Origin of the sequence: Streptomyces violaceus (assembly GCF_036014075.1) — a bacterium.
In the GTDB taxonomy this organism is placed as follows: Bacteria; Actinomycetota; Actinomycetes; order Streptomycetales; family Streptomycetaceae; genus Streptomyces; species Streptomyces violaceus.
Genome location: NZ_CP107911.1, coordinates 7169617 through 7191526, shown reverse-complemented (window position 1 = coordinate 7191526; position 21910 = coordinate 7169617). Strand labels below are relative to the sequence as shown.

Sequence of the window (21910 nt, the reverse complement as noted above, 5' to 3'; positions counted from 1 at the left end):
ACCGCTCGGCAGGGATCGACGCCCGGTCCGAAAACCGCGAGCGTTCGTCCCTCCATCCCTCCTAGCCTCTGGAGCATGATGAACTCCCCCACCCCTCCCGCCCGCCGGGCGGAGCTGCTGGCCGCCGGAGCGGCCGCGGTCACCGTCGTGCTGTGGGCGTCCGCCTTCGTCTCGATCCGCAGCGCGGGTGACGCGTACTCGCCGGGCGCGCTGGCGCTCGGACGGCTGCTGGCCGGGGCGCTGACGCTGGGGGTGATCTGTCTGCTGCGGCGGGAGGGATGGCCGCCGCGCCCGGCCTGGCGCGGGATCGCGATATCGGGACTGCTGTGGTTCGGCTTCTACATGGTCGCCCTCAACTGGGGCGAGCAGCAGGTCGACGCGGGTACCGCCGCCCTGGTCGTGAACACCGGGCCGATCCTGATCGCGCTGCTCGGGGCCCGGCTGCTCGGGGACGCGATGCCGCCGCGGCTGCTGGCGGGGATGGCGGTGTCGTTCGCCGGCGCGGTGACAGTGGGTCTCTCGATGTCGGGTGAGGGCGGATCCTCGGTGCTCGGGGTGGTGCTGTGCCTGCTGGCGGCGGTCGCGTACGCGGGTGGTGTCGTGGCGCAGAAGCCGGCATTGGGCACGGCGAGTCCCTTGCAGGTGACGACGTTCGGGTGCCTGGTCGGCGCGGTGCTGTGTCTGCCGTTCGCCGGGCAGCTCGTCCAGGAGGCCGCCGACGCGCCGGCCTCCGCGACGCTCAACATGGTGTACCTGGGCATCTTCCCGACCGCCCTCGCCTTCACGACGTGGGCGTACGCCCTGTCCCGGACGACCGCGAGCAAGATGGGCGCGACGACGTACGCGGCACCCGCGCTGGTCGTCCTGATGTCCTGGCTGTTCCTCGGCGAGGTGCCGGGGCTGCTGACCCTGGTCGGCGGCGCGCTGTGCCTGGCGGGTGTCGCGGTGTCCCGCTCGCGGTCGCGGACGGCTCGGGCCGGGGCTCCGGGAGCGGCTCCGGAGCCCCGGCCCGAGGAGGCCGCGGACTCAGCCCGCTGACTCGGTCGCGGACTTGGTCTCCGGCTCGGCCTCCGATTCGGACGATTCGGCCGCACGCGCCCGGTCCGCGAGGACCTTGATCGAGACCAGCGCGATCACCGAGAGCACGATGATGTAGCCGGACACGGCCATCGAGGTGCCTGTCGCCTCCAGCAGCAGCACCATGACGAAGGGTGCGAGCCCGCCGCCGGCGACGGCCGCGATCTGGTAGCCGAGGGAGGCGCCGGTGTAGCGCATCTCGGGCGTGAACAGCTCGGCGAACAGGGCGGCCTGGGGGCCGTACATGATGCTCAGGAAGCAGCTGGCGACGAACGTGCCGACCGCGAGCCAGAGCAGCGAGCCGGTGTCGATCAGCAGGAAGAGCGGTACGGCCCACAGCGCGATGCCCACAGCTCCGAGGGCGTAGATCCGGATGCGTCCGACGCGGTCGGAGAGCGCGGCGGCGGCCGGGATCAGCACGAGCTGGGTGAGGCTGACGCAGAGCGAGACGGTGAGCACCGCGCTCTTCTTCATGTCCAGCTCGCGGGTCGTGTAGTCGAGGACGCCGGTGATCAGGATGTAGAAGGTCGCGGTGTTCACGGCGAAGGAGCCGCCGGCGAGGAGCACCGTGCCGAGGTGACCGCGCAGGATCGTGCGCAGCGGCGAGCTCTGCTCGGTCTTCTCCTTCTCCGCGAGCGCGCGTTCGGCCTCCCGGAACGCCGGGGTCTCCTCGACCCGGGTGTGGATGTACCAGGCGAGGGCGAGGACCAGCAGGCCGACCAGGAACGGCACACGCCAGCCCCAGGCCGCGAAGGCCGAGTCGGTGGTGAGCGCGCCGGCCACGAGGAAGACCGTGTTGGCGGTCACCACGCCGATGGGGACGCCGAGCTGGACGACGCTGCCGTAGACACCGCGCTTGCCCTCCGGGGCGTACTCGGTGGCCAGGAGCATCGCGCCGCCCCACTGGGCGCCGACGGCGACGCCCTGGGCGACGCGGAGCAGGACCAGCAGGATCGGGGCCGCGACGCCGATCGTGTCGTACGTCGGCAGCAGGCCGATGCCGGTGGTGGCCACGCCCATCAGCGTGAGGGCGAGGACCAGCATCGGCTTGCGGCCGCGCTTGTCGCCGAGGTGGCCGGCGACGATGCCGCCGATGGGGCGGGCGAGGAAGCCGACGGCGAAGGTGGCGAACGAGGCCAGGACGCCGGCGGTGGGGCTGCCCGCGGGGAAGTAGAGATCGCCGAGGACGAGGGCGGCGGCGATGCCGAAGACGAAGTAGTCGTACCACTCGACGGCGGAGGCGAGCGCTGCCGCGGTGGCTACCCGGCGGCGGTTGCCGGCGGCCGGGGTGGTGGTGGCGGGCTGAGCGGAAGGTGCCGTGTCCATGCGGTGCACGCTCCGGTGAGTGCGGGGACGGAACGGGGGGTGGTTCGGGTTCCGGGAACGTACTGACCGGACGGTATGGACGTCAACGGGTCGCGCACCAGGACTTTTGCCTGTACGGGACACCGACAACGCGTCCGGGCACACCTGAGGCCCCGGCCTCGCGTGGAGGCCGGGGTGCGGGAGAACCGGGCTAGAAGACGACCAGGGCCCGGCCGCCCTTGCCCGCCAGCATGTTGTCGAACGCTGCCGGGATGCCGTCCAGGGCGATGCGTTCCGTCACCAGCGCGCTCAGGTCGAGGCGGCCCGCGCGGACGTGCTCGGCCAGTACCGGGAGGTCCTCCGCGGGGTTGGAGTTGCCGTAGACGCAGCCGGCGAGGGTCCGGCCCCAGTGGAAGATCTCCAGGGCGTTGAAGGTGACCTGCTGGTCCTTGCCGCCGATGCCGACGACCGTGGTGCGGCCGCCGCGGCGGGTGGAGTCCCAGGCCGCACGGATGGAGACGGCGCGGCCGGCGCACTCGACGGCGACGTCGACGCCCTGTTTGCCGGTGAGGGCGCGGATCTCGCGGGCGGTGTTCTCGGAGGCGATGACGTAGTCGGTGGCACCGGCCGCCCGGGCCAGCTCCTCCTTCTCGGCGGAGACGTCCACCGCGACGATCTTCGAGGCGCCCGCGATCCGCGCCGCCTGGAGGGCGGCCAGGCCCACTCCCCCGGCGCCGAACACCGCGACCGTCTCGCCCGGCCGGACCTGGGCCGAGTGGTGGACGGCGCCGTAGCCGGTGAGGACGGCGCAGCCGAGCAGGGCCGCGTCGGTGAGCGGGACGCCCTGAGGCACGGGCAGGACGCAGGCCGCGGACACGACCGTCTCCTCGGCGAACGCGGCGACGTTCAGACCGGGGTGGAGGTCGGCGCCCTCCGTGGTGCGGGCGTAGACGTCGGCGGCGCCGTTGAGGGCGTTGGCGCACAGCCAGACCTCGCCGAGCGAGCAGGCGTGGCAGGCGCCGCAGGACGGGGCCCAGTTGAGGACGACCCCGTCGCCGGGTGCGACGTGGGTGACGCCCTCGCCGACGGCGACGACCGTGCCGGCGCCCTCGTGACCGAGGACGGCGGGGACGGGCACCCGCATGGTGCCGTCGGACAGGGACAGGTCGGAGTGGCAGACCCCGGCGGCGGCGAGCCGGACACGGACCTGGCCCGGTCCGGGGTCAGGCAGGTCGATGCCGGTGATCTCCAGCGGGGAGCCGATGGCGGGCAGGACGGCGGCGCGGACAGCCATGACGGAAGGGACTCCCTGTCTAGAACTGGAGGGACTTGGTCTGGAGGTACTCGGCGAGGCCGTGCACGCCGAGCTCGCGGCCGACGCCCGACTGCTTGTAACCGCCGAAGGGCGCGAGGGGGTTGAAGCGGCCGCCGTTGATGTCGACCTGGCCGGTCTCCATCCGGCGTGCGAAGGCCACCGCCTCGGCCTCGTCCCCGGCCCAGACGGCGCCGGCCAGGCCGTAGACCGTGCCATTGGCGATGCGCAGGGCGTCCTCCTCGTCGTCGTAGCGGAGGATCGACAGGACCGGGCCGAAGATCTCCTCCTGGGCGATGGTCATGTCCTCGGTGACGTCGGCGAAGACGGTCGGGCTGACGAAGTAGCCCGTCTCGCGCGGGGCTTCGGGGCCGCCGGCGACCAGGCGGGCGCCTTCCGCGACGCCCTTCTCGATGTAGCCGCGTACCCGCGCCTGCTGCTTGGCGTTGACGACGGGGCCGATGCGGTCGCCGTACTTGGTGGCGGCGGCCGCGGCGAGTTCCACCGCCTCGTCGTACCGGTCACGGTGGACGAGCATGCGGGTCCAGGCGCTGCATGTCTGACCGGAGTTGGACATGACGTTGGCGACCCCGACGTTGACCGCCTTGGCCAGGTCGGCGGTCGGGAGGATGACGTTGGCGGACTTGCCGCCGAGTTCGAGGGCGACCTTCTTGACCTGCCCGGCGGCGATCGCGGCGATCCGGCGGCCGACGGCGGTGGAGCCGGTGAAGGAGACCAGATCGACGCCGGGGTGTTCGGCGAGGGCCTGGCCGGCGACCGGTCCGAGGCCGGTGACCAGGTTGAAGACGCCCGCCGGGAGGCCGGCCTCGTGCACGGCGTCGGCGAAGAGACGGGCGACCAGCGGGGTGTCCTCGGCGGGCTTCACGACGACCGTGCAGCCCGCCGCGAGGGCCGGGGCGACCTTGGCGACGATCTGGTGCAGGGGGTAGTTCCAGGGCGTGATCGCGGCCACGACACCGACCGGCTCGTGGTGCACGACCGAGTTGCCGGTCTTCTCCTCGAAGGCGTACGTCGCCGCCAGCTCGGCGTAGGAGCCCGCGACCGCGATCGGCACGCCCGCGTGGACGGCCTGCGAGAACTTCAGGGGCGAGCCGAGTTCGGCCGTGACCGTCTCGGCGATCTCGTCCGCGCGGGCCACGAGCACGTCCCGGAGGACGGCCAGGCGCGTCGCACGCTCGGCGGGCGGGGTCTCGGCCCAGTCGCCGAGGGCGGCGCGGGCGGCCCGTACGGCGGTGTCGACGTCCTCGGCGGTGCCCGCCGGGACCGTGCCGATGACCTGCTCGTCGACCGGGTTCACGACCTCGATCACGTCCTGGCCGGCGGCGGGGCGCCAGGCGCCCCCGATGTACATGCCGTCGTGTGCCTTCATCGCGCTTCCTCCGGGGGCGGGGCGTCGTCGTCCGGCACATAAACTAGCGGCGATAGTTTTCTGACGCCAGACGTCCCGGTCACCCTGGTCATCACAGCACGGGGAGGGCCCTGCACGGGTGTGCGGCTCCTCACTCCCCCAGGTCGGGCAGACGCGCCGGGTGCGGACAGATGCGGTCGCCGTTCTGGTCGAAGACGAAGAGGTGGGCGAGGTCGACGAGGAGCGGCACCTGCATGCCGTGGCGGAGGGCCAGGTCCGGGGTGGTGCGGACGATGAGGTCCCCGGGCAGGCGGGGTTCGGCGGTGGCGGGGGCGGCGGCCTCGGAGTGGTCCAGGGCGACCACGGGTCCGGCCCGCCCGGCTCCGGACCGCTCCCGCAGCCGGGTGAGCACCGAGCCCTCGCGGCGGCGGCGCCGGGCGGGGCTGCCGGGACGGGGGCGCGGGGCCTCCAGGTCGGGGACGACGGCGGGGCTGGAGCCGGTGTTGAAGTGGACGAGGATCTCGTGCCCCTGGAACTCCACATGCTCGACCAGGCCGGTGATCGGCACCTCGCCGGGACGGGCCGAGGAGTGCTTGGCGATCCGGACGGCTTCCGAGCGCAGGCCGACGATGACCTCGCGGCCCTGCTGGACCCGCAGCAACTGGTGGTCCAGGGAGAGCGGCTCGGGCAGGCGCAGGAACTGCTTGCCCAGGCTGATGGTCATCGCGCCGTCCAGCGGGGCGCGCACCAGGCCGCGCAGGAGGTTGATGCGCGGGGTGCCGATGAACGCGGCGACGAAGACGTTGCTGGGCAGCGCGTACACCGCGCGCGGACTGTCGGCCTGCTGGAGCACGCCGCCGCGCAGCACGGCGACCCGGTCGCCGAGCGACATGGCCTCGGCCTGGTCGTGGGTGACGTAGACCGTGGTGACGCCCAACTCCCCGGTGAGCTGGGTTATCTCGGCGCGCAGGTGAGTGCGGAGCTTGGCGTCGAGGTTGGACAGCGGCTCGTCCATCAGGAACGCGGAGGGATGGCGGGCGATGGCCCGGCCCATGGCGACCCGCTGGCGTTCGCCGCCGGAGAGCTGGGCGGGCAGGCGGTCGAGGAGGTCCTCTATGCCCAGCATGCGGGCGGTGGCGTCGACACGCGGGCGGGGATCCGTGCCGGGGTCCTCGATGCGCAGCGGGAAGCCGATGTTGGCCCGGCTGGTCATGTTCGGGTAGAGGGCGAAGTTCTGGAAGACCATCGCCATGTCCCGGCCGGACGGCGGCAGGTCGTTGGCGTACTCACCGTCGAGCAGCAGTTCGCCCTCGTCGATCTCCTCCAGCCCGGCGATCATCCTGAGCACGGTCGATTTGCCGCAGCCGGACGGGCCGAGCAGCACGAGGAACTCGCCCGGGGCGATGTCCAGCGACAGCCGGTCCACCACGCGGGCGCCTCGCGTGTAGGCCTTGCTCACGTCGTGCAGGGAGATGGCGCGTGTCATGAGTGCCCCCGAGGGGTCTTCAGGGCGCTGGTGCTCCGCGAGTCGGAAGCCCCGTGCGGGTCGTACGGGGCTGTGGGTCACGGAAGTTAACGGAATGTGTGCGGCCAGGGGAAGACACCGGGCGGGATCGGGGGCTTCGGTCCATCTGGTGAGAAGGCGGACGGCCTGATTCGGTCAAGGCGTCAGCGGATGGCGGTGAGATGGGCGAAGACCACGACGTTCCCGGAGTAGCCCTTCCTGCGGTCGTAGGCCCCGCCGCAGGTGATCAGGCGCAACTCGGGGCGGCCCCGGGCGCCGTACACCTCCTGGTTCGGGAATCGCGCCTTCTCGTACGACTTGATCGCGTCGACCGTGTAGACGGCGATCCGCCCGTCGGCGCGGCGAGCCTCTACGACCCGGCCGCGCTTCAGCTCCGTCAGCCCCGCGAAGACGGCGGGACCACGGTCCGTGTCGAGATGCCCGACGGCCACGGCGGTGCCCTGCTCGCCGGGCGAGGCGCCGTGCTGGTACCAGCCGACCAGTTTCGGGTTGTCCTCCGGGGGCGCGGTGAGACGGCGTTCGCGGTCGAGGCCCAGGGGCATGATCGGGGCGTCGATACGGAGGTGAGGGATGAGGAGGCGTGTGGCTCGGGAGCGGGGCAGGGGGCGGAGGGTAGGGGGTTGGGTGCGGGTGGGGGGTTGAGTGCGGGCCGGGTTGGGGGTGCCGGCTGTGGGGCGCTGGGGCGGGGCGGTTCGGCTGTCGGTGCGGGGTTTGGAGGGGTGAGGGCCGGGCCCTTGGGCTGGGGCGGTACGGGATGCGGGTGCCTGAGGCGTGCCGGTGCCGGGGGCCGTGCCGGGGGCTCGGGAGGGGCCGGGCCGGGCGGCCGGGGAGCCTGAGGGGGTGCCCGGAAGGGCGGGGGTGGCGGAGTCGCCCGGAAGGGTAGGGGGCGCGGCGGAGCGCCCGGGCAGGGCAGGGGTGGGATCGACCTCGCCCGAGGGGGCCGGGGCGGTGCCGAAGTCGCTCGGCAGGGCGGCCGCGGCAGCTCCGGCGGAGCCGGTCGGAAGAGCCGTGACGGTTCGGCCGGCCTCGTCGCCCGGGTCCCAGCAGACACCGAGCAACAGCAACGAGAAGGCCACCGCGATCGTCCGCGTCAGCCGGTAGGCGCGCGTCCGGTACCAGGGCCTGCGCGACCGCCGGGGCCACCCCGCGGGACCGCCTCCGACCTCACTCCGGCCACCGGCCCCACGCCGAACCCCCGGCTCGGCACTGGCCCCCGCCCCGCCGCCTCGCCGGCCCACTGGCATGGCGGCAGCACCAGCCCCGGCCCCTCGCCGGGCAGAGGAGGCGACGGATCCGGAACCAGCCCCACGCCGCACCCCCGACGTGGCAACGGACCCAGGCCCGCCCCCACGCCGAGCCACCGAGGCGGCCCCAGCCCCCGCCCCAGCCCCACGCCGCCCCACCGGACCAGCACCAGAACCGGCTCCGACCGCACGCCGAACCCCCGGCTCAGCCGCAGCCCCAGCCCCACGCCGCCGCCCCACCGAGCCCGCACCATCGCCCGCCCCGCCCCCACGCCGCCCCACCGGAGCGCCATCCGAACGGAAACCACCCCCACGCCGCCCCACCGAACCACCGTCAGAACCCGAACCAGCCCCACGCCGCCCCACCGAACCACCGTCAGAACCCGAACCAGCCCCACGCCGCCCCACCGAACCACCGTCAGAACCCGAACCGGCCTGACGCCACCACACCGGGACATCGTCGGAACCGGAACCAACCCCACGCCACCCCACCGGGACACCACCGGTATCGACCCCACTCCCTCGCCGGCCCCCCGGCTCAGCCACAGACCCCGGCCCGCCCCCACGCCGAACCCCGGGGGCAGCTCCAGATCCACCCCCGCCCCGCCCCACCGAACCCGCACCACCGCCCACCCCGGACTCGCGCCGCCCCACAGGAGCGGCGCGATACGCGGAAGGTGTCCTACGCCGCGCCATCAGGGCGGCGGCGGAGGCGGAACCAGACCGCTCCGGCGACGGCGGCCAGGCCGACGGCGGCGGCGCCGGCGACCGGGGTGAAGGCCTCGGCACGGGCGATGCCACCACCACCCGCCGGCGCACCGCCGTTCGGGGTGATGGTGGCCTTGGAGTCCGGGCAAGCGACCTGGAACACCTTGAACTTGCCCGCGCCGTGAGCACGGTCGGTGAGCCACGTCAGCTTGTACTGCCCGTTGGGCAGGTCGACGAGCGGGGAGCGGCCCGCTCCGGCCGCGTCGAGGGTGACCGAGCCGCTCTTGGCCGGCACCTCGGGCAGCGCCTGGATGGTCCAGTTGACCGTCTCGCCCGCCTCGAAGTCGAACGCGGCGAGATAGAAGTCGCAGACCTTCGGATCGTTGCGCCGATCGCCGGCGGCCGTCTCGGTGGCGTGGATCTTGACATCCCCGTTGTCCCCCGGAGCGGCGACAGCGGGCAGCACCCCGCTCAGGGTGGTCCCGGCGAGAGTGAGAGCAGCGAGGACGGCGGTGCGGGTGCCGGCACGGCGTGCGAGGGGTACGACGGGCATGAACATGCCTCCAAGTCAGATGATTTTCATACAAACACCTCGTCACCTGACTATCTGCCACATGTCACCCGGAAACGCCGGAGCAGCGCCCACGACGCGTCAGATGTCGCTCTTCCGGCCCAACGGCATCCCGTTCCGGCGTGGTTCGGGATCCTCTCCGCCTGCCTCGTCCGGCTCCCGCGGCGACCGCACCGCGACCCCCGACGACATCAGCAACAGCACCCCCAGCATCACGAACGGCGCCGCCACCCCCGCGACCCCGGCGATCAGCCCGGCCGCGGCGGGCGCGGCGACCTGGCCCAGCCGGTTGCCGGTCAGACGCAGGGCGAGGGCCGTGGAACGGGCCTCGTCGGGTGCGGCCTGGACGACCGTCGTCATGGACAGCGGCTGCCCGACGCCCAGGCAGAAGCCGAGCAGTACGAGCAGCAGACCGAGCGCCCACACCGGCACCGGCAGGGCGATGCCCGCGCACAGCAGGGCCGCCAGCAGACACGTCACGGTGAGCAGCATGGTCCGGCCGAGCAGCCGCAGCAGGGGCGTCAGCACCAGGCGGCAGGCGATGGTGGCCGCCGCGCGCAGGCTGAGCAGGACGCCGATCACGGACGGCGCGATGCCCCGGTGCTCGCCGACCACCGGGAGGTAGGCGGTGAGGATGTCGGTCGCGGACAGCACGGCGAGGCTGATGAGGATGCCGGCCGGCACGCCCCGGGTGCGCAAGATGCTCCGGACCGGGACGCGGTCGCCCTTGTCCGTGCGGGACGTGGCTGCCGTGCGTCGGTGCTCGATGCGCCACAGCGAGGTGAACGCGACCGCCGCGGTCCCGCCCGCCACGATCAGGGCGAGCGCGCTGGTGCGCGCCATGTCCTCGCCGCCGATCAGCGCGCCCGCCGCGACGGGGCCGACCAGCTGGCCGAGCGCGGCGCCGATGGTGAAGTGGCCGAAGTTGCGGTCCTGCTCGTGCGGCGCGGACTGGCGGGCGACCAGGGACTGGGAGCCGATGACGAAGCAGAGGTGGCCGAGGCCCATCACCCCGCTCCACAGGGCCATCGTCCCCAGGGATCCGGCGACGCCGCTGAGGGCGCAGCCGCCGGATATGAGGACCACGCCGAAGGGCAGCAGGGGCGCGCAGCGGCCGTGGTCGGTACGGCGGCCCAGGGGGACGGCGGCGAACAGCGGCAGCAGCGCGTACACACCGGCGATCACACCGACCGCGCGTTCGTCCGCTCCCAGCGCGAGGGCCCGGTAGGAGACGGCGGGCCGCGCCATCGACACCGCCGCCTGCGCGAAGCTGAAGGCGATGACGAGGCGGAGCAGCCAGCCGCGGTTCCCACCGGACCTCATGATGTTCTCCCACGGGGGTCGGACAAGGTCAGATGATCCCGAACAGGATGCCCGCCCCGAGGATGACCAGGCAGGTGAGGGCGGCCCACTTCACGACGAACTTGGTGTGGTCGCCGAACTCCACCTTGGCCATGCCGACCAGGACGTAGACGGCCGGGACGAGCGGGCTCGACATGTGCAGCGGCTGGCCGACCAGCGAGGCGCGGGCCATCTCCACCGGAGAAACGCCGTGCGCGGCACCGGCCTCGGCGAGGACGGGAAGGACACCGAAGTAGAAGCCGTCGTTCGACATGAAGTACGTCAGCGGCAGGCTCAGCACACCGGTGACGATGGCCATGTGCGGACCCATGCCCGCGGGGATGACGTCCACCATCCACTTGGCCATGTTGTCGACCATGCCGGTGCCCTGGAGGACGCCGGTGAAGACGGCGGCGGCGAAGACCATGCCGGAGACGTTCAGGACGTTGTCGGCGTGGGCGGCCAGGCGGGCCTTCTGGTCGGGGATGTGCGGGAAGTTCACGGTGAGGACCAGCGCGGCGCCGATCAGGAACAGCACCGGGATCGGCAGCCACTCCATGATCATGGCGGTGAGCAGCGCGACCGTGAGCAGCGCGTTGAACCAGTAGAGCTTGGGGCGCAGGGTGGCCCGGTTCGGGTCGAGGCCCTGGAAGCCGTCGTCCTCGGTGTCGTCCTCGGCGTCGGCGCCACTGCCGGAGCCCGCGTCGGCGCCGGAGCCCGTGCCACCGCCCTTGCGCATGGAGACCTTGCCGTCGCCGGAGCCGCCGGAGCCCACGAGGACCGTCTCGGTCTCCTTCTCCTCGTCCAGCACCTCGTCCAGCGTCAGCACGCCCAGCCGGCGGCGCTCACGCACACCGAGCACGTAGGAAAGGCCGAAGACGAAGAGCAGACCCACCAGGAGCGCCGGGATCATCGGGACGAAGATCTCGCTGGCGTCGAGCTTGAGCGCGGTCGCGGCGCGGGCGGTCGGGCCGCCCCAGGGGAGGGTGTTCATCACGCCGTTGGCCATCGCGGCGACACCGGTCATCACGACCAGGCTCATCTTCAGGCGCTTGTACAGCGGGTACATCGCCGAGACGGTGATCATGAAGGTCGTGGAGCCGTCGCCGTCCAGCGAGACGATCGCCGCGAGCAGGGCGGTGCCCACGACGATCCGCATCGGGTCCGCTTTACAGAATTTGAGGATCCCGCGGACGATCGGGTCGAAGAGACCGACGTCGATCATCACACCGAAGTAGACGATCGCGAACATGAGCATCGCCGCGGTGGGGGCGAGGTCTGTCACGCCGTCGAGGACGTAGTCGCCGAGCTTGGCGCCCTTGCCGACGAACACGCAGAAGAGAGCGGGAATCAGCACGAGCGCCGCGATCGGCGACATCTTCTTCATCATGATCAGGACCAGGAAGGTCGCGATCATGGCGAAGCCGAGGATGGTCAGCATGAGTGGGTACCTAACGTTCGCCCTTGAACATTCCACCAGGGCCGGCGGTTCCCGAGACGTTAGGTCCCGTCAAGCAGCGTTAACAAGACGTTGACGTGCGAGCAATAAGCGCAAAACTGCTGGTCACAGCTTTGCTCAGGTCAGAGGCATGAGCTTTTCGGCCGCCGGGGCGCATTCGACGGGCACTCCGTTGAGGACCGCGTTGCCCGACAGCGGGTCGAGCAGACGGCCGTCGAGAAGCTGGTTGACGTTGACGCCGGGGTCGGTCGAGGCGTGGCTGAGGCGGGTGCCGGGCCGGTCGTGGCCCCAGCCGTGCGGCAGGCTCACCACGCCCCTGCGGACGGCGTCCGTGACCTCGGCCGGTGCGGTCACCTCTCCCCCGGCGCCCTTCACCCGTACCGGCGCCCCGTCCATCACGCCCAGCCGTTCGGCGTCCTCGGGGTGGATGTGCAGGGTGCAGCGGTTGGAGCCGCCGGTGAGGGCGGGCACGTTGTGCATCCAGCTGTTGTTGGAGCGCAGATGACGGCGGCCGACCAGGACGAGCCCCTCGGGGCGTTCGGCCAGGGCCGCGCGCAGGCGGGGCAGGTCCGCAGCGATCGGTCCCGGCAGCAGCTCCACCCGGCCGCTGCGGGTCTTCAGCGGCTGCGGGAGCCGGGACCGCAGCGGGCCGAGGTCGATGCCGTGCGGATGTGCGAGCAGCTTCTCCAGGGTCAGCCCGTCCGGCCGTACGCCGAAGCCGTCGCCGTAGGGGCCGAGGCGCAGCATCATGTCCAGCCGTCGTTCGGGGCCGGTGTCGCCGTGGAGCCCGTCGGCGAGTTCGCGGGGATCGCGGCCGTGGACCGGCGAGTGCGGTTCCTTGACGGCCTTGCCGAGGGTCTGGTCGATGACCATCTGGTCGACGGCGGCGGGGTCGGCCCCGTGCATGCCCGTCACGGCGAGGATCAGCCGGGCCAGGATCTCCGTCTCCGCCATGCGGCCCGGCTCGAGCGGGATCGCGGGGCGGGTGTAGCGGACCTGGTTGCGCACGGCGAGGGTGTTGAAGGCGAAGTCGTGGTGCGGGCTCCGGGAGGGCGGGGGCGGGGGCAGCACCACATGGGCGTGGCGTGAGGTCTCGTTGAGGTAGGGGTCGACGCTGACCATGAAGTCGAGCGAGTCGAGCGCCTTGTCGAGCCGGTCACCGTCGGGCGCGGAGAGCACGGGGTTGGCGGCGACGGCGACGATCGCGCGGACCGGCTCGCCTTCCTCGGTGGCGGTGTCGATCTCCTCGGCGAGAGCCGAGAGGGGCAGTTCGCCCTTCGCTTCGGGGTGCCGGCTCACCCGGGAGTGCCAGCGCCCGAGGGCGAAGCCGCGGCCGGGTCCGGCCGGGCGCGGGGTCTTGTCGGTGGCGGCCTGCGGGAAGAGCGCGCCGCCCGGCCGGTCGAGGTTGCCGGTGAGGATGTTCAGGACGTCGACGAGCCAGCTGGCCAGGGTGCCGTGCGGGACGGTGCAGCTGCCGATGCGGCCGTATACGGCGGCGGTGGGGGCGGCGGCGAGTTCGCGGGCGAGGGTGCGGATGAGGCCGGCGTCGACGTCACAGGCCGGGGCCACGGCTTCGGGGGTGAACTCCCGCAGGGCGTCGGCCAGTTCCTCGACACCCTGGACGTGCGGAGTCGGCTCGACGAGGCCCTCGGAGTAGAGCACCTGCGCCATCGCCGCCAGCAGCAGCGCGTCGGTGCCGGGCCGCACGGCGATGTGCCGGTCGGCGAGCCTGGCGGTCCGGGTGCGCCGCGGGTCGATCACGACGAGGGTGCCGCCACGCGCCTTGAGCGCCCTGAGCTTGCCCGGGAAGTCGGGGGCGGTGCACAGACTGCCGTTGGACTCCAGCGGGTTGGCGCCGATGAGGAGCAGATGGTCGGTGTGGTCGAGGTCGGGCACGGGGATGGCGTTCGCGTCGCCGTAGAGCAGTCCGCTGGAGACGTGCTTGGGCATCTGGTCGACCGTGGAGGCGGTGAAGACGCTGCGGGTGCCGAGTCCGGCGAGCAGCACCGTCGGGTAGAGGGCGCCGGCCATGGTGTGCACGTTGGGGTTGCCGAGGACGACACCGACGGAGTTCGGGCCGTACCGCTCGACGACCGGCCGGATACCGGCGGCGACGGCGTCGAAGGCCTCCTCCCAGGTGGCCTCGCGCAGCTCGCCGTCCCTGCGCACCAGCGGGGTGCGCAGCCGGTCGGGGTCGGAGTCGACGGCGCCGAAGGAGGCGCCCTTGGGGCAGACGAACCCCTCGCTGAACACGTCGTCGCGGTCACCGCGGGCATGGGTGACGCGCGTCCCCTCGATGGTGAGGGTCAGGCCGCAGGTGGCCTCGCACAGGGGACAGATACGCAGGGCGGTGCGGGACACGGGTCCTCCAGGGGACGGCGGCTACGGCGACGCACGAACGCGCCCGAGCATACCGACCGGTATGCACGGAGGGGAGGCCCTGACGGCATCGGGTCAGTCGAGCACCCGGGACAGATACGCCCGCAGCATCTCCCGCATCTCCTCGATGATCTTCGGGTCCCCTTCCGGCGCGACCCGGAACGCCAGATGCACGAGCGTGTCGGCGGTCTCCACGGCGATGAGGAACACCCGGCGCAGTTCCTCGTCGGGCTCGCGGTCGAGGTAGCCGGAGAGGAGCTCGGTGAGGCGGTCGGCGACGCGGTGGTTGGGTTCGCCGTGGCGGGCGCCGACCGGGATCTGGTTGCCGAAGTCGACGAGGGAGAAGCCGGGCGCGGTGCGCTTCATCTCCAGGTACTCGTCGAGCACGGCGTCCATGGCCGTGCGCCAGCCCCCGTCGCCCGGCTCCCGCAGGCGCTCGGTGACGCGGACGGAGTACCGCTCGAGGTTGCGCTGGGCCAGCGCGTCGGCCATCTGGCGTTTGTTGCCGAAGAAGCGGTAGACCGAGCCGATGGGGACGCCGGCCCGCTGGGCGACGGCGCGGGTGCTCAGGGCGTCGTAGCCGACCTCGTCGAGAAGGTCGGCGCAGGCGTCGAGGATCCTGGTCAGGCGTTCGGCACTGCGCCGCTGGACGGGCGCACGACGGAGCGATGTCGCGTGGGGCACGGGTTTCATGATGCCTTTCCGGCGCGGTCGGGTGAACCTCGCCCCCCGATCCGCCGGGTGCCGTGCGTCCGCGCTTCGCCCGGGGCGCTCGCACTCGGCTTGCCCGGGGTGGTCGCACGCGGCTTGCCCGAGGTGGTCGCACCCGGCTTGCCCGGGGTGGTCGCACCCGGCTTGCCCGGGGTGGTCGCACCCGGCTTGCCCGAGGTGGTCGCACCCGGCTTGCCCGAGGTGGTCACACTCGGCTTGCCCGAGGTGGTCACACTCGGCTTGCCCGAGGTGGTCGCACTCGGCTTGCCCGGGGCGCTCGCACTCGGCGTCGCGCCCGGGCCGGGCTCCGACGCGGTGACGTCGGCCGTGCTCTCCACGGGCCTGCCGTCCACCGCCCAGGCGGTGCCGTCGTCGGCGTAGAGACGGGCCGTGACGTGGTGCGTGCCGCGCGGCACGAGGTGGGCGGCCAGCCGGTACTCGGAGGTGCGGAGCCGGGTGACGAGACGGCCGTCCACATAGAGATGCGCGAGTCCGCGCCCGGCCACCGCCGCACCCGCCGCACCCGCCCGCGAGAAACGGAACTTCCGGACGGTCAGACGGACGTCCCAGCCGTCGGCCGCGTCGGGCTGCACCTCGATGCCGACGTCGGGGGCGTCCCGCTGGGCCACCTGCCGGTAGGGCCGCCCCTCCGTGTCCCGGTCCTCCAGGAGCGTGCCCACCGGCGTGGGCGATGCTCCGCTCCCCCGCTCCCGCGCATCACCGGAGGCGCAGCCCGCGGCTCCGGTCAGCAGGACGCAGACAGCGAGGAGGGTGAGAGGTCTTCGTGTCCACGACATTCCGCGAGCGTAGAACGCGCGTCCGGCCCGGCGGATCGTCCTCAAGTCGGGTTCAGGTCATCCGTCGAGAGGAGGGGGCGTGTCCCCCTTGCGCCGGGGAAAACGCAATCCTACGGTGGTACATAGGAATCAGACCGCAAGGGAGCAGCGATCATGAGCGATGGGGGTACCTCCCGCGCGAGCGTGTTCGAGCGTGAGGGAGCGCGGAAGACCGCCGAAGGGCTGACCTATCTCTCCGGCTTCGGCAACGAGCACGGCTCCGAGGCCGTCCCGGGCGCGCTGCCCGAGGGACGCAACTCGCCCCAGCGGGCTCCGCTCGGGCTGTACGCGGAGCAGCTGAGCGGTACGGCCTTCACCGAACCGCGGTCCCACAACCGCCGCTCGTGGCTGTACCGGATCCGCCCGTCGGCCGCGCACCCGGCGTTCACCCGGACCCACAACGGCGCGATCCGCACCGCTCCCTTCACCCAGACCGTGCCCGACCCGAACCGCCTGCGCTGGAACCCCCTTCCCGACCCGGCCCCCGAGACCGACTTCCTGGCCGGACTGTGGACGCTGGGCGGCAACGGCGACGCCGCCCAGCGCACCGGCGTCGCCGTGCACCTCTATGCCGCCAACACCTCGATGGAGCGGGTGTTCAGCGACGCCGACGGCGAGCTGCTGATCGTCCCGGAGCGTGGCGGGCTGCTGCTGCGCACCGAGTTCGGTCTGCTCCATGTGGAGCCGGGCCATGTCGCGCTCGTCCCGCGTGGGGTCCGCTTCCGTGTGGAGCTGCTGGACGCGTCGGCCCGAGGTTATGTGTGCGAGAACTACGGCGCGCCCTTCCGCCTCCCGGACCTGGGCCCGATCGGCGCGAACGGGCTCGCCCATCCCCGGGACTTCCGCGCCCCGGTCGCCGCGTACGAGGACGTCGAGGGCCCGGTGGAGGTGGTGAACAAGTTCTGCGGCAACCTCTGGACGGCCACCTACGACCACTCCCCGCTCGATGTCGTCGCCTGGCACGGCAATCATGTGCCGTACGTCTACGACCTGCGCCGTTTCAATGTGCTCGGCACCATCACCTACGACCACCCGGACCCGTCGATCTTCACGGTGCTGACGTCCCCGTCGGACACCCCGGGCCTGGCCGGTGTCGACTTCGTGGTGTTCGCGCCGCGCTGGCTGGTGGGCGAGGACACCTTCCGGCCGCCGTACTTCCACCGGAACGTGATGAGCGAGTACATGGGCCTGATCGAGGGCGCGTACGACGCGAAAGCGGAAGGCTTTGTGCCGGGCGGCGGGTCGCTGCACAACATGATGTCGGCGCACGGCCCGGACCGGGAGACCTTCGACCGGGCGAGCGCCGCCGAGCTGAAGCCGCAGAAGATCGACGACGGACTGGCGTTCATGTTCGAGACCCGCTGGCCGCTGGCCCTCACGCCGCACGCGGCCCGGGCGGAACACCTCCAACAGCGTTACGACGACGTCTGGCAGGGCCTGGAGCGGCACTTCCGTCCCTTGCACTGAACACCCCTGACCGGTACGGATGGCCCGTGACCTCCTTCGCTCCGGACTCGATCGTCCTGAACCGCAAGCTGCCGCTCTGGTACCAGGTGTCGCAGTCGCTGCGCGCCTCGATCCTCGGCCGCTCGCCCCAGGACCCGCTGCGCCTGCCCACCGAGGAACAGCTGGCCGGGCACTACGGCGTGAGCGTGCTGACCATGCGGCAGGCGCTGAAGGAACTGGAGGACGAGGGGCTGATCACACGCCACCGCCGGCGGGGCACCTTCATCGAGCCGCACGCGCGCAGGGGTTCCCCGGTCCGCCTGCTCGGCTCGGTGGACGCGATCGTGGCCCAGCAGTCCGGCATGACGACCGAACTGCTGGACCACGGCACGACCCCCGTGCCGGGCGAACTCGCCGAGTTCTTCCCGGGGGTGCGGGAGGTCTCGACGTACCACCGGCTGCGGAGCGACGAGAAGACGGGCGAGCCGACGAATCACGCCCGGAACTACGTCCGTCCCGAACTGGCCGCGCGGATCGACCTGGACGACCTCGTCCGGTGGCCCATGACCAAGGTGCTGCGGGACGTCGCCGGGGTGGACATCAGCCGCATCACGGACACGGTGGAGGCCCGGCTGGCCGACCCGGAGACGGCGAAGCTGCTCCAAGTGCCGCTGCTCAGCCCGATCCTGCACTACACGGGCATCACGTACGACACCGAAGGGCGGCCCCTGGACGTGGCCGTCATCCACTACCGGGGCGACCGTTTCTCCTTCACGGTGACCCTGGATGCGACCTGACCGACTGTGGCGCCCAGGTCGTACGATGCCCTGCGTGACGCACGACGACGCTCCGCTGCTGGCGGACCTCATGCCGTGGTCCGTCGCACCGCCGCGGCTCGGCCGGGGCTGGCCGGCGGCCCCCGACGCGGCGTCCCTGAAGGCCCGCTGGGACGCCTTGGTGAAGGCCGAGGGACCCGACCGCGAGACCCTGCTCGAGCCGACCCGCTCGCGCACGCTGCACACGGCGGTCGGCCAGTTGCCCGGCCGGACGGGCGGCACGGAGAAGCTGCTCCGCGCCTCGGGCCCGTGCCCGGAGCCGGTGCGCGTGCTGCACGCGCCCTTCGACGAACAGTGGCTGATCCCCGACCAGAGGCTGATCGACGCGGCCCGCCCGGAGCTGTGGCGGGTGGCGGACGAGCGGCAGGTCTTCGTGGTGGAGGCGCCCGAGTCCCTCGCACCTCCCCTCGTCGTCACCTCACTGCTCCCGCTGCTCCGCCCCGGCCGCGTCCGCCCGCTGTTCCGGCGGCCGGGCGGGCGGGAACCCAACCTGGCCCCCGGACTGCTGGAGCACCTGGGCGCCCGCCTGGGCGAGGCCCCCGCACCGCTGGACGTACTGGCCTGGATCACGGCGACGGCGCGCGCGGACCTCACCGTCCCGCTCACCGGTGACGGCGACGCGTGGACGCGGGGCGTGGAGCTGGGCCACCGCCTGCTGTGGCTGATGCGCCGCGACGGCGCACGCCCGAAGCTCCCCGGCGGCCGCCGCCCCTACGTCCGCGCCCCGCTGCCCTCCCGGCCGCTGGCCCTGGACTACGACAGGGACGAGGAGGCCCTGCTGCTGGACGAGGGCCGCATCTCCCCGGTGCCGCCGGAGGCCTGGGACTTCGAGGCGGGCGGGGTCCGCGTCCTGGAACGGTGGTTCGCGGCGCGCGTCACCGAGGGCGAACCGGGCACCCTCGCGGCGATCCGCCCCGCGACCTGGACACAGACCTGGACGTCGGAGCTGCTCGAGCTGATCACGGTCCTCGCCCTGCTGGCCGAACTGCGCCCCTCGGACGAGCCGGCGGACCAGCCGGCGCTCCCCGACCCGATCACGACGGCCGAACTCCGCGAGGCGGGCCTCCTCCCGGTGCCCGCGGCGGCCCGCCGGCCGGCCTCGGTGCTGGACGGCCCCGAGGAGGGCCCGGAGGGCCAGCTCGCGCTGCTCTAGCGCAGCTCGGGGTCGTAGGCGTCCAGTACGCGCTCCAGCGCCCGCCTGAACACCGCCTCCAGATCGACCGGCCCGCTCTGCTCCATGAAGGCCGCCGCCAGTCGCGGGTACGCGCCGGTGGCCACCTGGCTGCCCAGGTAGGCCATACGCACCGCGTTCTCCTCCTCCTCGGACCACGGCATGGAGCGGGTGCGCTCGACGGTGGCGATGTCGTTCGCGGTGTATGTGGTCACGATGCCGTTGAGCAGCGCGATCAGCTCCGTCTTCGTCCCGGCCGGAACGTCGAGCGGTTCGAGGCAGGCCAGGCAGTGCTCCAGATAGCGCAGGGTGTTGGGGCTGAAGCCGTGCACGCCTGGCATCAGGCGTGGCACCCAGGTGTGGCGGTACATGATGGCCCGCGTCTCCTCCGCGTTGCGGAGCATGTCGGCGCGCCAGTCGCCCGTGGGCTCGAACATCTCGTGCTCGGCACCGACGGCGTCCACCATCAGCTCGTACAGATCCTCCTTTCGGGGGACGTAGTTGTACAGCGACATCGTGCCGCAGCCCAACTCGGCGGCGACGTGCCGCATGGACACCCCGTCAAGCCCTTCCGCGTCGGCGATCCGCACGGCCGCCGCCGCGATGCCGGCGCGGGTGAACGCCGGTTTCGGCCCACGGCCGGTGCGCTCGGGGCGCGCCCAGATCACTTCGGGTACGGCCGCTCGGCCCGCCATCGATCATCACCTCGGCCACCATCCTAGTTACGTACAGCGTACGTAGTGCGCTATGGTCGACCCATGACTTCTACGTACGCTGTACTTAGTGAAGGTCTCGAGAAGCGATTCGGGGAGGTTCACGCCCTGCGCGGGCTGGACCTCGCGGTGGCCGAGGGCACGGTGTGCGGGGTCCTCGGGCCGAACGGGGCGGGCAAGACCACGGCCGTGCGGCTGCTGACCACGCTGCTGCGGCCCGACGCGGGCTCCGCGCGGGTCGCCGGGCACGACCTCGTCCGCGAGGCCGCCGCCGTACGGAGCAGGATCGGTGTCACCGGGCAGGACACCTCGATCGACGGGGACCTGACCGGGCGCCAGAACCTCCAGCTGTTCGGCCGGCTGCACCGGGTGCGCGGTCCGGCCGGCCGGACCGCGGAGCTCCTCGACCGCTTCGGGCTGACGGAGGCCGCCGACCGGCCCGCGTCCACCTACTCCGGCGGCATGCGCCGCCGCCTGGACCTGGCGGCGAGCCTGATCCGCCGCCCCGAGGTGCTGTTCCTGGACGAGCCGACCACCGGCCTCGACCCGGCCAGCCGCAACCTCATCTGGGACTCGGTGCGCGATCTGACCGCCGAGGGCACGACCGTGCTCCTCACCACCCAGTATCTGGAGGAGGCCGACCAACTCGCCGACGACATCGCCCTGGTGGACCGGGGCCGGGTCGCACACACCGGGTCGCCGGCGCAGCTCAAGGCGCTCGTCGGGGCGCACGCCGAGGTCGTCGTGACGGACACGGACGTGCTCGTGAGGGCGGCGGGCGTGCTCGACCGGCTCACGGGCGCGCAGCCGTCGTTCGACCACGAGCGGAACGCCGTCGGCGCGGTCAGCAAGGACCCGACGCTCACCCTCCCACTGCTGGTGCGCGCACTGGACACGGCGGGCGTGCCGCTGCTCGACGTGAGCCTGCGGCCACCGACGCTGGACGACGTGTTCCTGCGGCTCACGGAGACCACGACCACGGCCACCACCACGGCCGACGACAAGGAGCGTGCCGCATGAGCATGCTGGCGTACGACGGGACCGCGATGCTGGGGCGCCAGTTGCTGCGGATGCGGAACAACCCGGGGCTGCTGATCCTCACCCAGACGATGCCGATCAGCATGCTGTTGTTCTTCGGCTACGTGTTCGGCAGCGCGCTGGCGATGCCGGGTGAGGCTTACCGGTCGTTCCTCGTGCCGGGCCTGCTGGTGGCGACCGCCGCGGGCGGCATCATGACCGGCATGTTCCAGGCGGCTCAGGACACGCACCGGGGCGTGACGAACCGCTTCCGTACGCTGCCGATGAGCCGGGCGGCCGTACCGCTCGGACAGGCCGCGGCGGATGTGGTGGTCACGGCCGTCGGGACGGTTCCGTTCCTGCTGGTGGGGCTCGCCGTGGGCTGGCGGATCGAGGGCGGCCCGCTGGAAGCGGCGGGAGCCGTCGGACTGTTGATGCTGTTCCGCTTCGCGTGCACCTGGGCCGGGATCTACCTCGGCCTGCTCACCCGGAACGAGGAGGCGGCCGGTCAGCTCGGCGGGGCGACCTTCCTGCTGCCGCTGCTGTCCAGTGCGTACATCCCGACGACGGGGCTGCCCGGGTGGCTGCGGACGGTCGCCGAATGGAATCCGATCAGCGCGGTGGCGACGGCCCTGCGGGACCTGTTCGGCAACGCGCCCGTGCCCGACGAAGCGGCCTGGCCGGTGGCCCACCCCGTCGCGGGGTCACTCATGTGGTGCGCCGTGCTGCTCGGGATCTTCGTGCCGCTGGCCGTGCGTCAGTACGCGCGCGGGGAGCGTTGAACCGGAGGGGACGTACCGCGCTCGGGAACACACCTGGCGCTGCCGCGTGCCGTGGGGATGACGGACGACGAGTGCGCAGCGTGACGCCAGGGGCGGTGTGACCGCCCG

General features: G+C 72.5%; 18 protein-coding genes. 6 read left to right on the top strand and 12 right to left on the bottom strand.

Features of this window, described 5'->3' with window-relative positions; all coding sequences use genetic code 11:
* Nucleotides 1-75: 75 nt before the first annotated feature.
* Nucleotides 76-1038, top strand: a complete 963-nt coding sequence (locus OG542_RS32350) for a DMT family transporter (RefSeq protein ID WP_408057807.1) — start codon at nt 76-78, stop codon at nt 1036-1038.
* Here the strand turns inward: OG542_RS32350 and OG542_RS32345 are convergent.
* The 11 genes from OG542_RS32345 to OG542_RS40780 form a co-directional block, all read right to left on the bottom strand.
* Nucleotides 1027-2403: an MFS transporter gene (locus OG542_RS32345; RefSeq protein ID WP_311124844.1), complete on the bottom strand. Its 1377-nt coding sequence runs from the start codon at nt 2401-2403 to the stop codon at nt 1027-1029. The two genes, OG542_RS32350 and OG542_RS32345, sit on opposite strands and share 12 nt — an antisense overlap.
* Nucleotides 2404-2593: 190 nt before the next feature.
* Nucleotides 2594-3676: a Zn-dependent alcohol dehydrogenase gene (locus OG542_RS32340; RefSeq protein ID WP_311124845.1), complete on the bottom strand. Its 1083-nt coding sequence runs from the start codon at nt 3674-3676 to the stop codon at nt 2594-2596.
* Nucleotides 3677-3695: 19 nt separating this feature from the next.
* Nucleotides 3696-5084, bottom strand: coding sequence for an aldehyde dehydrogenase family protein (locus OG542_RS32335; RefSeq protein ID WP_328415456.1), 1389 nt, complete (start codon nt 5082-5084; stop codon nt 3696-3698).
* Nucleotides 5085-5214: 130 nt separating this feature from the next.
* Nucleotides 5215-6549 (bottom strand): ABC transporter ATP-binding protein, encoded by a 1335-nt coding sequence (locus OG542_RS32330; protein ID WP_328415454.1) that lies wholly within the window; start codon nt 6547-6549, stop codon nt 5215-5217.
* A 182-nt stretch (nt 6550-6731) separates the two neighbouring features.
* Entirely contained in the window at nt 6732-7832 is a 1101-nt protein-coding gene (locus tag OG542_RS32325) for a class F sortase (RefSeq protein WP_328415452.1), read from the bottom strand.
* 682 nt (nt 7833-8514) lie between these two features.
* Nucleotides 8515-9099, bottom strand: coding sequence for a hypothetical protein (locus tag OG542_RS32320; protein ID WP_184597550.1), 585 nt, complete (start codon nt 9097-9099; stop codon nt 8515-8517).
* Between the two features lie 93 nt (nt 9100-9192).
* Nucleotides 9193-10434, bottom strand: a complete 1242-nt coding sequence (locus tag OG542_RS32315; protein WP_311124849.1) for an MFS transporter — start codon at nt 10432-10434, stop codon at nt 9193-9195.
* 28 nt (nt 10435-10462) lie between these two features.
* Entirely contained in the window at nt 10463-11893 is a 1431-nt protein-coding gene (locus OG542_RS32310; protein WP_311124850.1) for a CitMHS family transporter, read from the bottom strand.
* 135 nt (nt 11894-12028) lie between these two features.
* A complete protein-coding gene (locus tag OG542_RS32305; RefSeq protein ID WP_328415449.1) occupies nt 12029-14272 on the bottom strand; it encodes a molybdopterin oxidoreductase family protein in 2244 nt (747 codons plus the stop codon).
* A gap of 93 nt (nt 14273-14365) precedes the next feature.
* A complete protein-coding gene (locus tag OG542_RS32300) occupies nt 14366-14983 on the bottom strand; it encodes a TetR/AcrR family transcriptional regulator (RefSeq protein WP_328415447.1) in 618 nt (205 codons plus the stop codon).
* A complete protein-coding gene (locus OG542_RS40780; RefSeq protein WP_408057806.1) occupies nt 14980-15798 on the bottom strand; it encodes a hypothetical protein in 819 nt (272 codons plus the stop codon). The genes OG542_RS32300 and OG542_RS40780 overlap by 4 nt, the downstream gene beginning before the upstream one ends.
* A gap of 153 nt (nt 15799-15951) precedes the next feature.
* Here OG542_RS40780 and hmgA point away from each other — a divergent pair, with 153 nt between their 5' ends.
* Genes hmgA through OG542_RS32280 form a run of 3 tightly spaced genes read left to right on the top strand, consistent with a single transcriptional unit; the run spans nt 15952 to nt 19272 of the window.
* Entirely contained in the window at nt 15952-17304 is a 1353-nt protein-coding gene (hmgA, locus tag OG542_RS32290; RefSeq protein WP_328415445.1) for a homogentisate 1,2-dioxygenase, read from the top strand.
* 26 nt (nt 17305-17330) lie between these two features.
* Nucleotides 17331-18080 carry a GntR family transcriptional regulator gene (locus OG542_RS32285; protein ID WP_311124854.1) on the top strand — a complete coding sequence of 250 codons (750 nt, stop codon included), beginning with the start codon at nt 17331-17333 and terminating at the stop codon, nt 18078-18080.
* Between the two features lie 25 nt (nt 18081-18105).
* Complete coding sequence (locus OG542_RS32280; RefSeq protein WP_328415442.1) at nt 18106-19272, top strand: type ISP restriction/modification enzyme; 1167 nt, start codon at nt 18106-18108, stop codon at nt 19270-19272.
* On the opposite strand, the gene OG542_RS32275 is transcribed toward OG542_RS32280, so the two are convergent.
* Nucleotides 19269-19985, bottom strand: coding sequence for a TetR/AcrR family transcriptional regulator (locus OG542_RS32275; RefSeq protein ID WP_193480389.1), 717 nt, complete (start codon nt 19983-19985; stop codon nt 19269-19271). The two genes, OG542_RS32280 and OG542_RS32275, sit on opposite strands and share 4 nt — an antisense overlap.
* Before the next feature lie 63 nt (nt 19986-20048).
* Between OG542_RS32275 and OG542_RS32270 the strand changes: the two genes are divergently transcribed.
* A complete protein-coding gene (locus OG542_RS32270; protein WP_328415439.1) occupies nt 20049-21023 on the top strand; it encodes an ATP-binding cassette domain-containing protein in 975 nt (324 codons plus the stop codon).
* Nucleotides 21020-21802 (top strand): ABC transporter permease, encoded by a 783-nt coding sequence (locus tag OG542_RS32265; protein WP_261682223.1) that lies wholly within the window; start codon nt 21020-21022, stop codon nt 21800-21802. Before OG542_RS32270 ends, OG542_RS32265 begins: the two co-directional genes overlap by 4 nt.
* Nucleotides 21803-21910: the final 108 nt, after the last annotated feature.

Bases quoted from the DNA above. Each gene is read 5' to 3' on its own strand.
- OG542_RS32350 (WP_408057807.1), top strand. From the start codon at position 76: ATGATGAACTCCCCCACCCCTCCCGCCCGCCGGGCGGAGCTGCTGGCC.
- OG542_RS32345 (WP_311124844.1), bottom strand. From the start codon at position 2,403: ATGGACACGGCACCTTCCGCTCAGCCCGCCACCACCACCCCGGCCGCC.
- OG542_RS32340 (WP_311124845.1), bottom strand. From the start codon at position 3,676: ATGGCTGTCCGCGCCGCCGTCCTGCCCGCCATCGGCTCCCCGCTGGAG.
- OG542_RS32335 (WP_328415456.1), bottom strand. From the start codon at position 5,084: ATGAAGGCACACGACGGCATGTACATCGGGGGCGCCTGGCGCCCCGCC.
- OG542_RS32330 (WP_328415454.1), bottom strand. From the start codon at position 6,549: ATGACACGCGCCATCTCCCTGCACGACGTGAGCAAGGCCTACACGCGA.
- OG542_RS32325 (WP_328415452.1), bottom strand. From the start codon at position 7,832: ATGCCAGTGGGCCGGCGAGGCGGCGGGGCGGGGGCCAGTGCCGAGCCG.
- OG542_RS32320 (WP_184597550.1), bottom strand. From the start codon at position 9,099: ATGTTCATGCCCGTCGTACCCCTCGCACGCCGTGCCGGCACCCGCACC.
- OG542_RS32315 (WP_311124849.1), bottom strand. From the start codon at position 10,434: ATGAGGTCCGGTGGGAACCGCGGCTGGCTGCTCCGCCTCGTCATCGCC.
- OG542_RS32310 (WP_311124850.1), bottom strand. From the start codon at position 11,893: ATGCTGACCATCCTCGGCTTCGCCATGATCGCGACCTTCCTGGTCCTG.
- OG542_RS32300 (WP_328415447.1), bottom strand. From the start codon at position 14,983: ATGAAACCCGTGCCCCACGCGACATCGCTCCGTCGTGCGCCCGTCCAG.
- OG542_RS40780 (WP_408057806.1), bottom strand. From the start codon at position 15,798: ATGTCGTGGACACGAAGACCTCTCACCCTCCTCGCTGTCTGCGTCCTG.
- hmgA (WP_328415445.1), top strand. From the start codon at position 15,952: ATGAGCGATGGGGGTACCTCCCGCGCGAGCGTGTTCGAGCGTGAGGGA.
- OG542_RS32280 (WP_328415442.1), top strand. From the start codon at position 18,106: ATGCCCTGCGTGACGCACGACGACGCTCCGCTGCTGGCGGACCTCATG.
- OG542_RS32275 (WP_193480389.1), bottom strand. From the start codon at position 19,985: ATGGCGGGCCGAGCGGCCGTACCCGAAGTGATCTGGGCGCGCCCCGAG.
- OG542_RS32270 (WP_328415439.1), top strand. From the start codon at position 20,049: ATGACTTCTACGTACGCTGTACTTAGTGAAGGTCTCGAGAAGCGATTC.
- OG542_RS32265 (WP_261682223.1), top strand. From the start codon at position 21,020: ATGAGCATGCTGGCGTACGACGGGACCGCGATGCTGGGGCGCCAGTTG.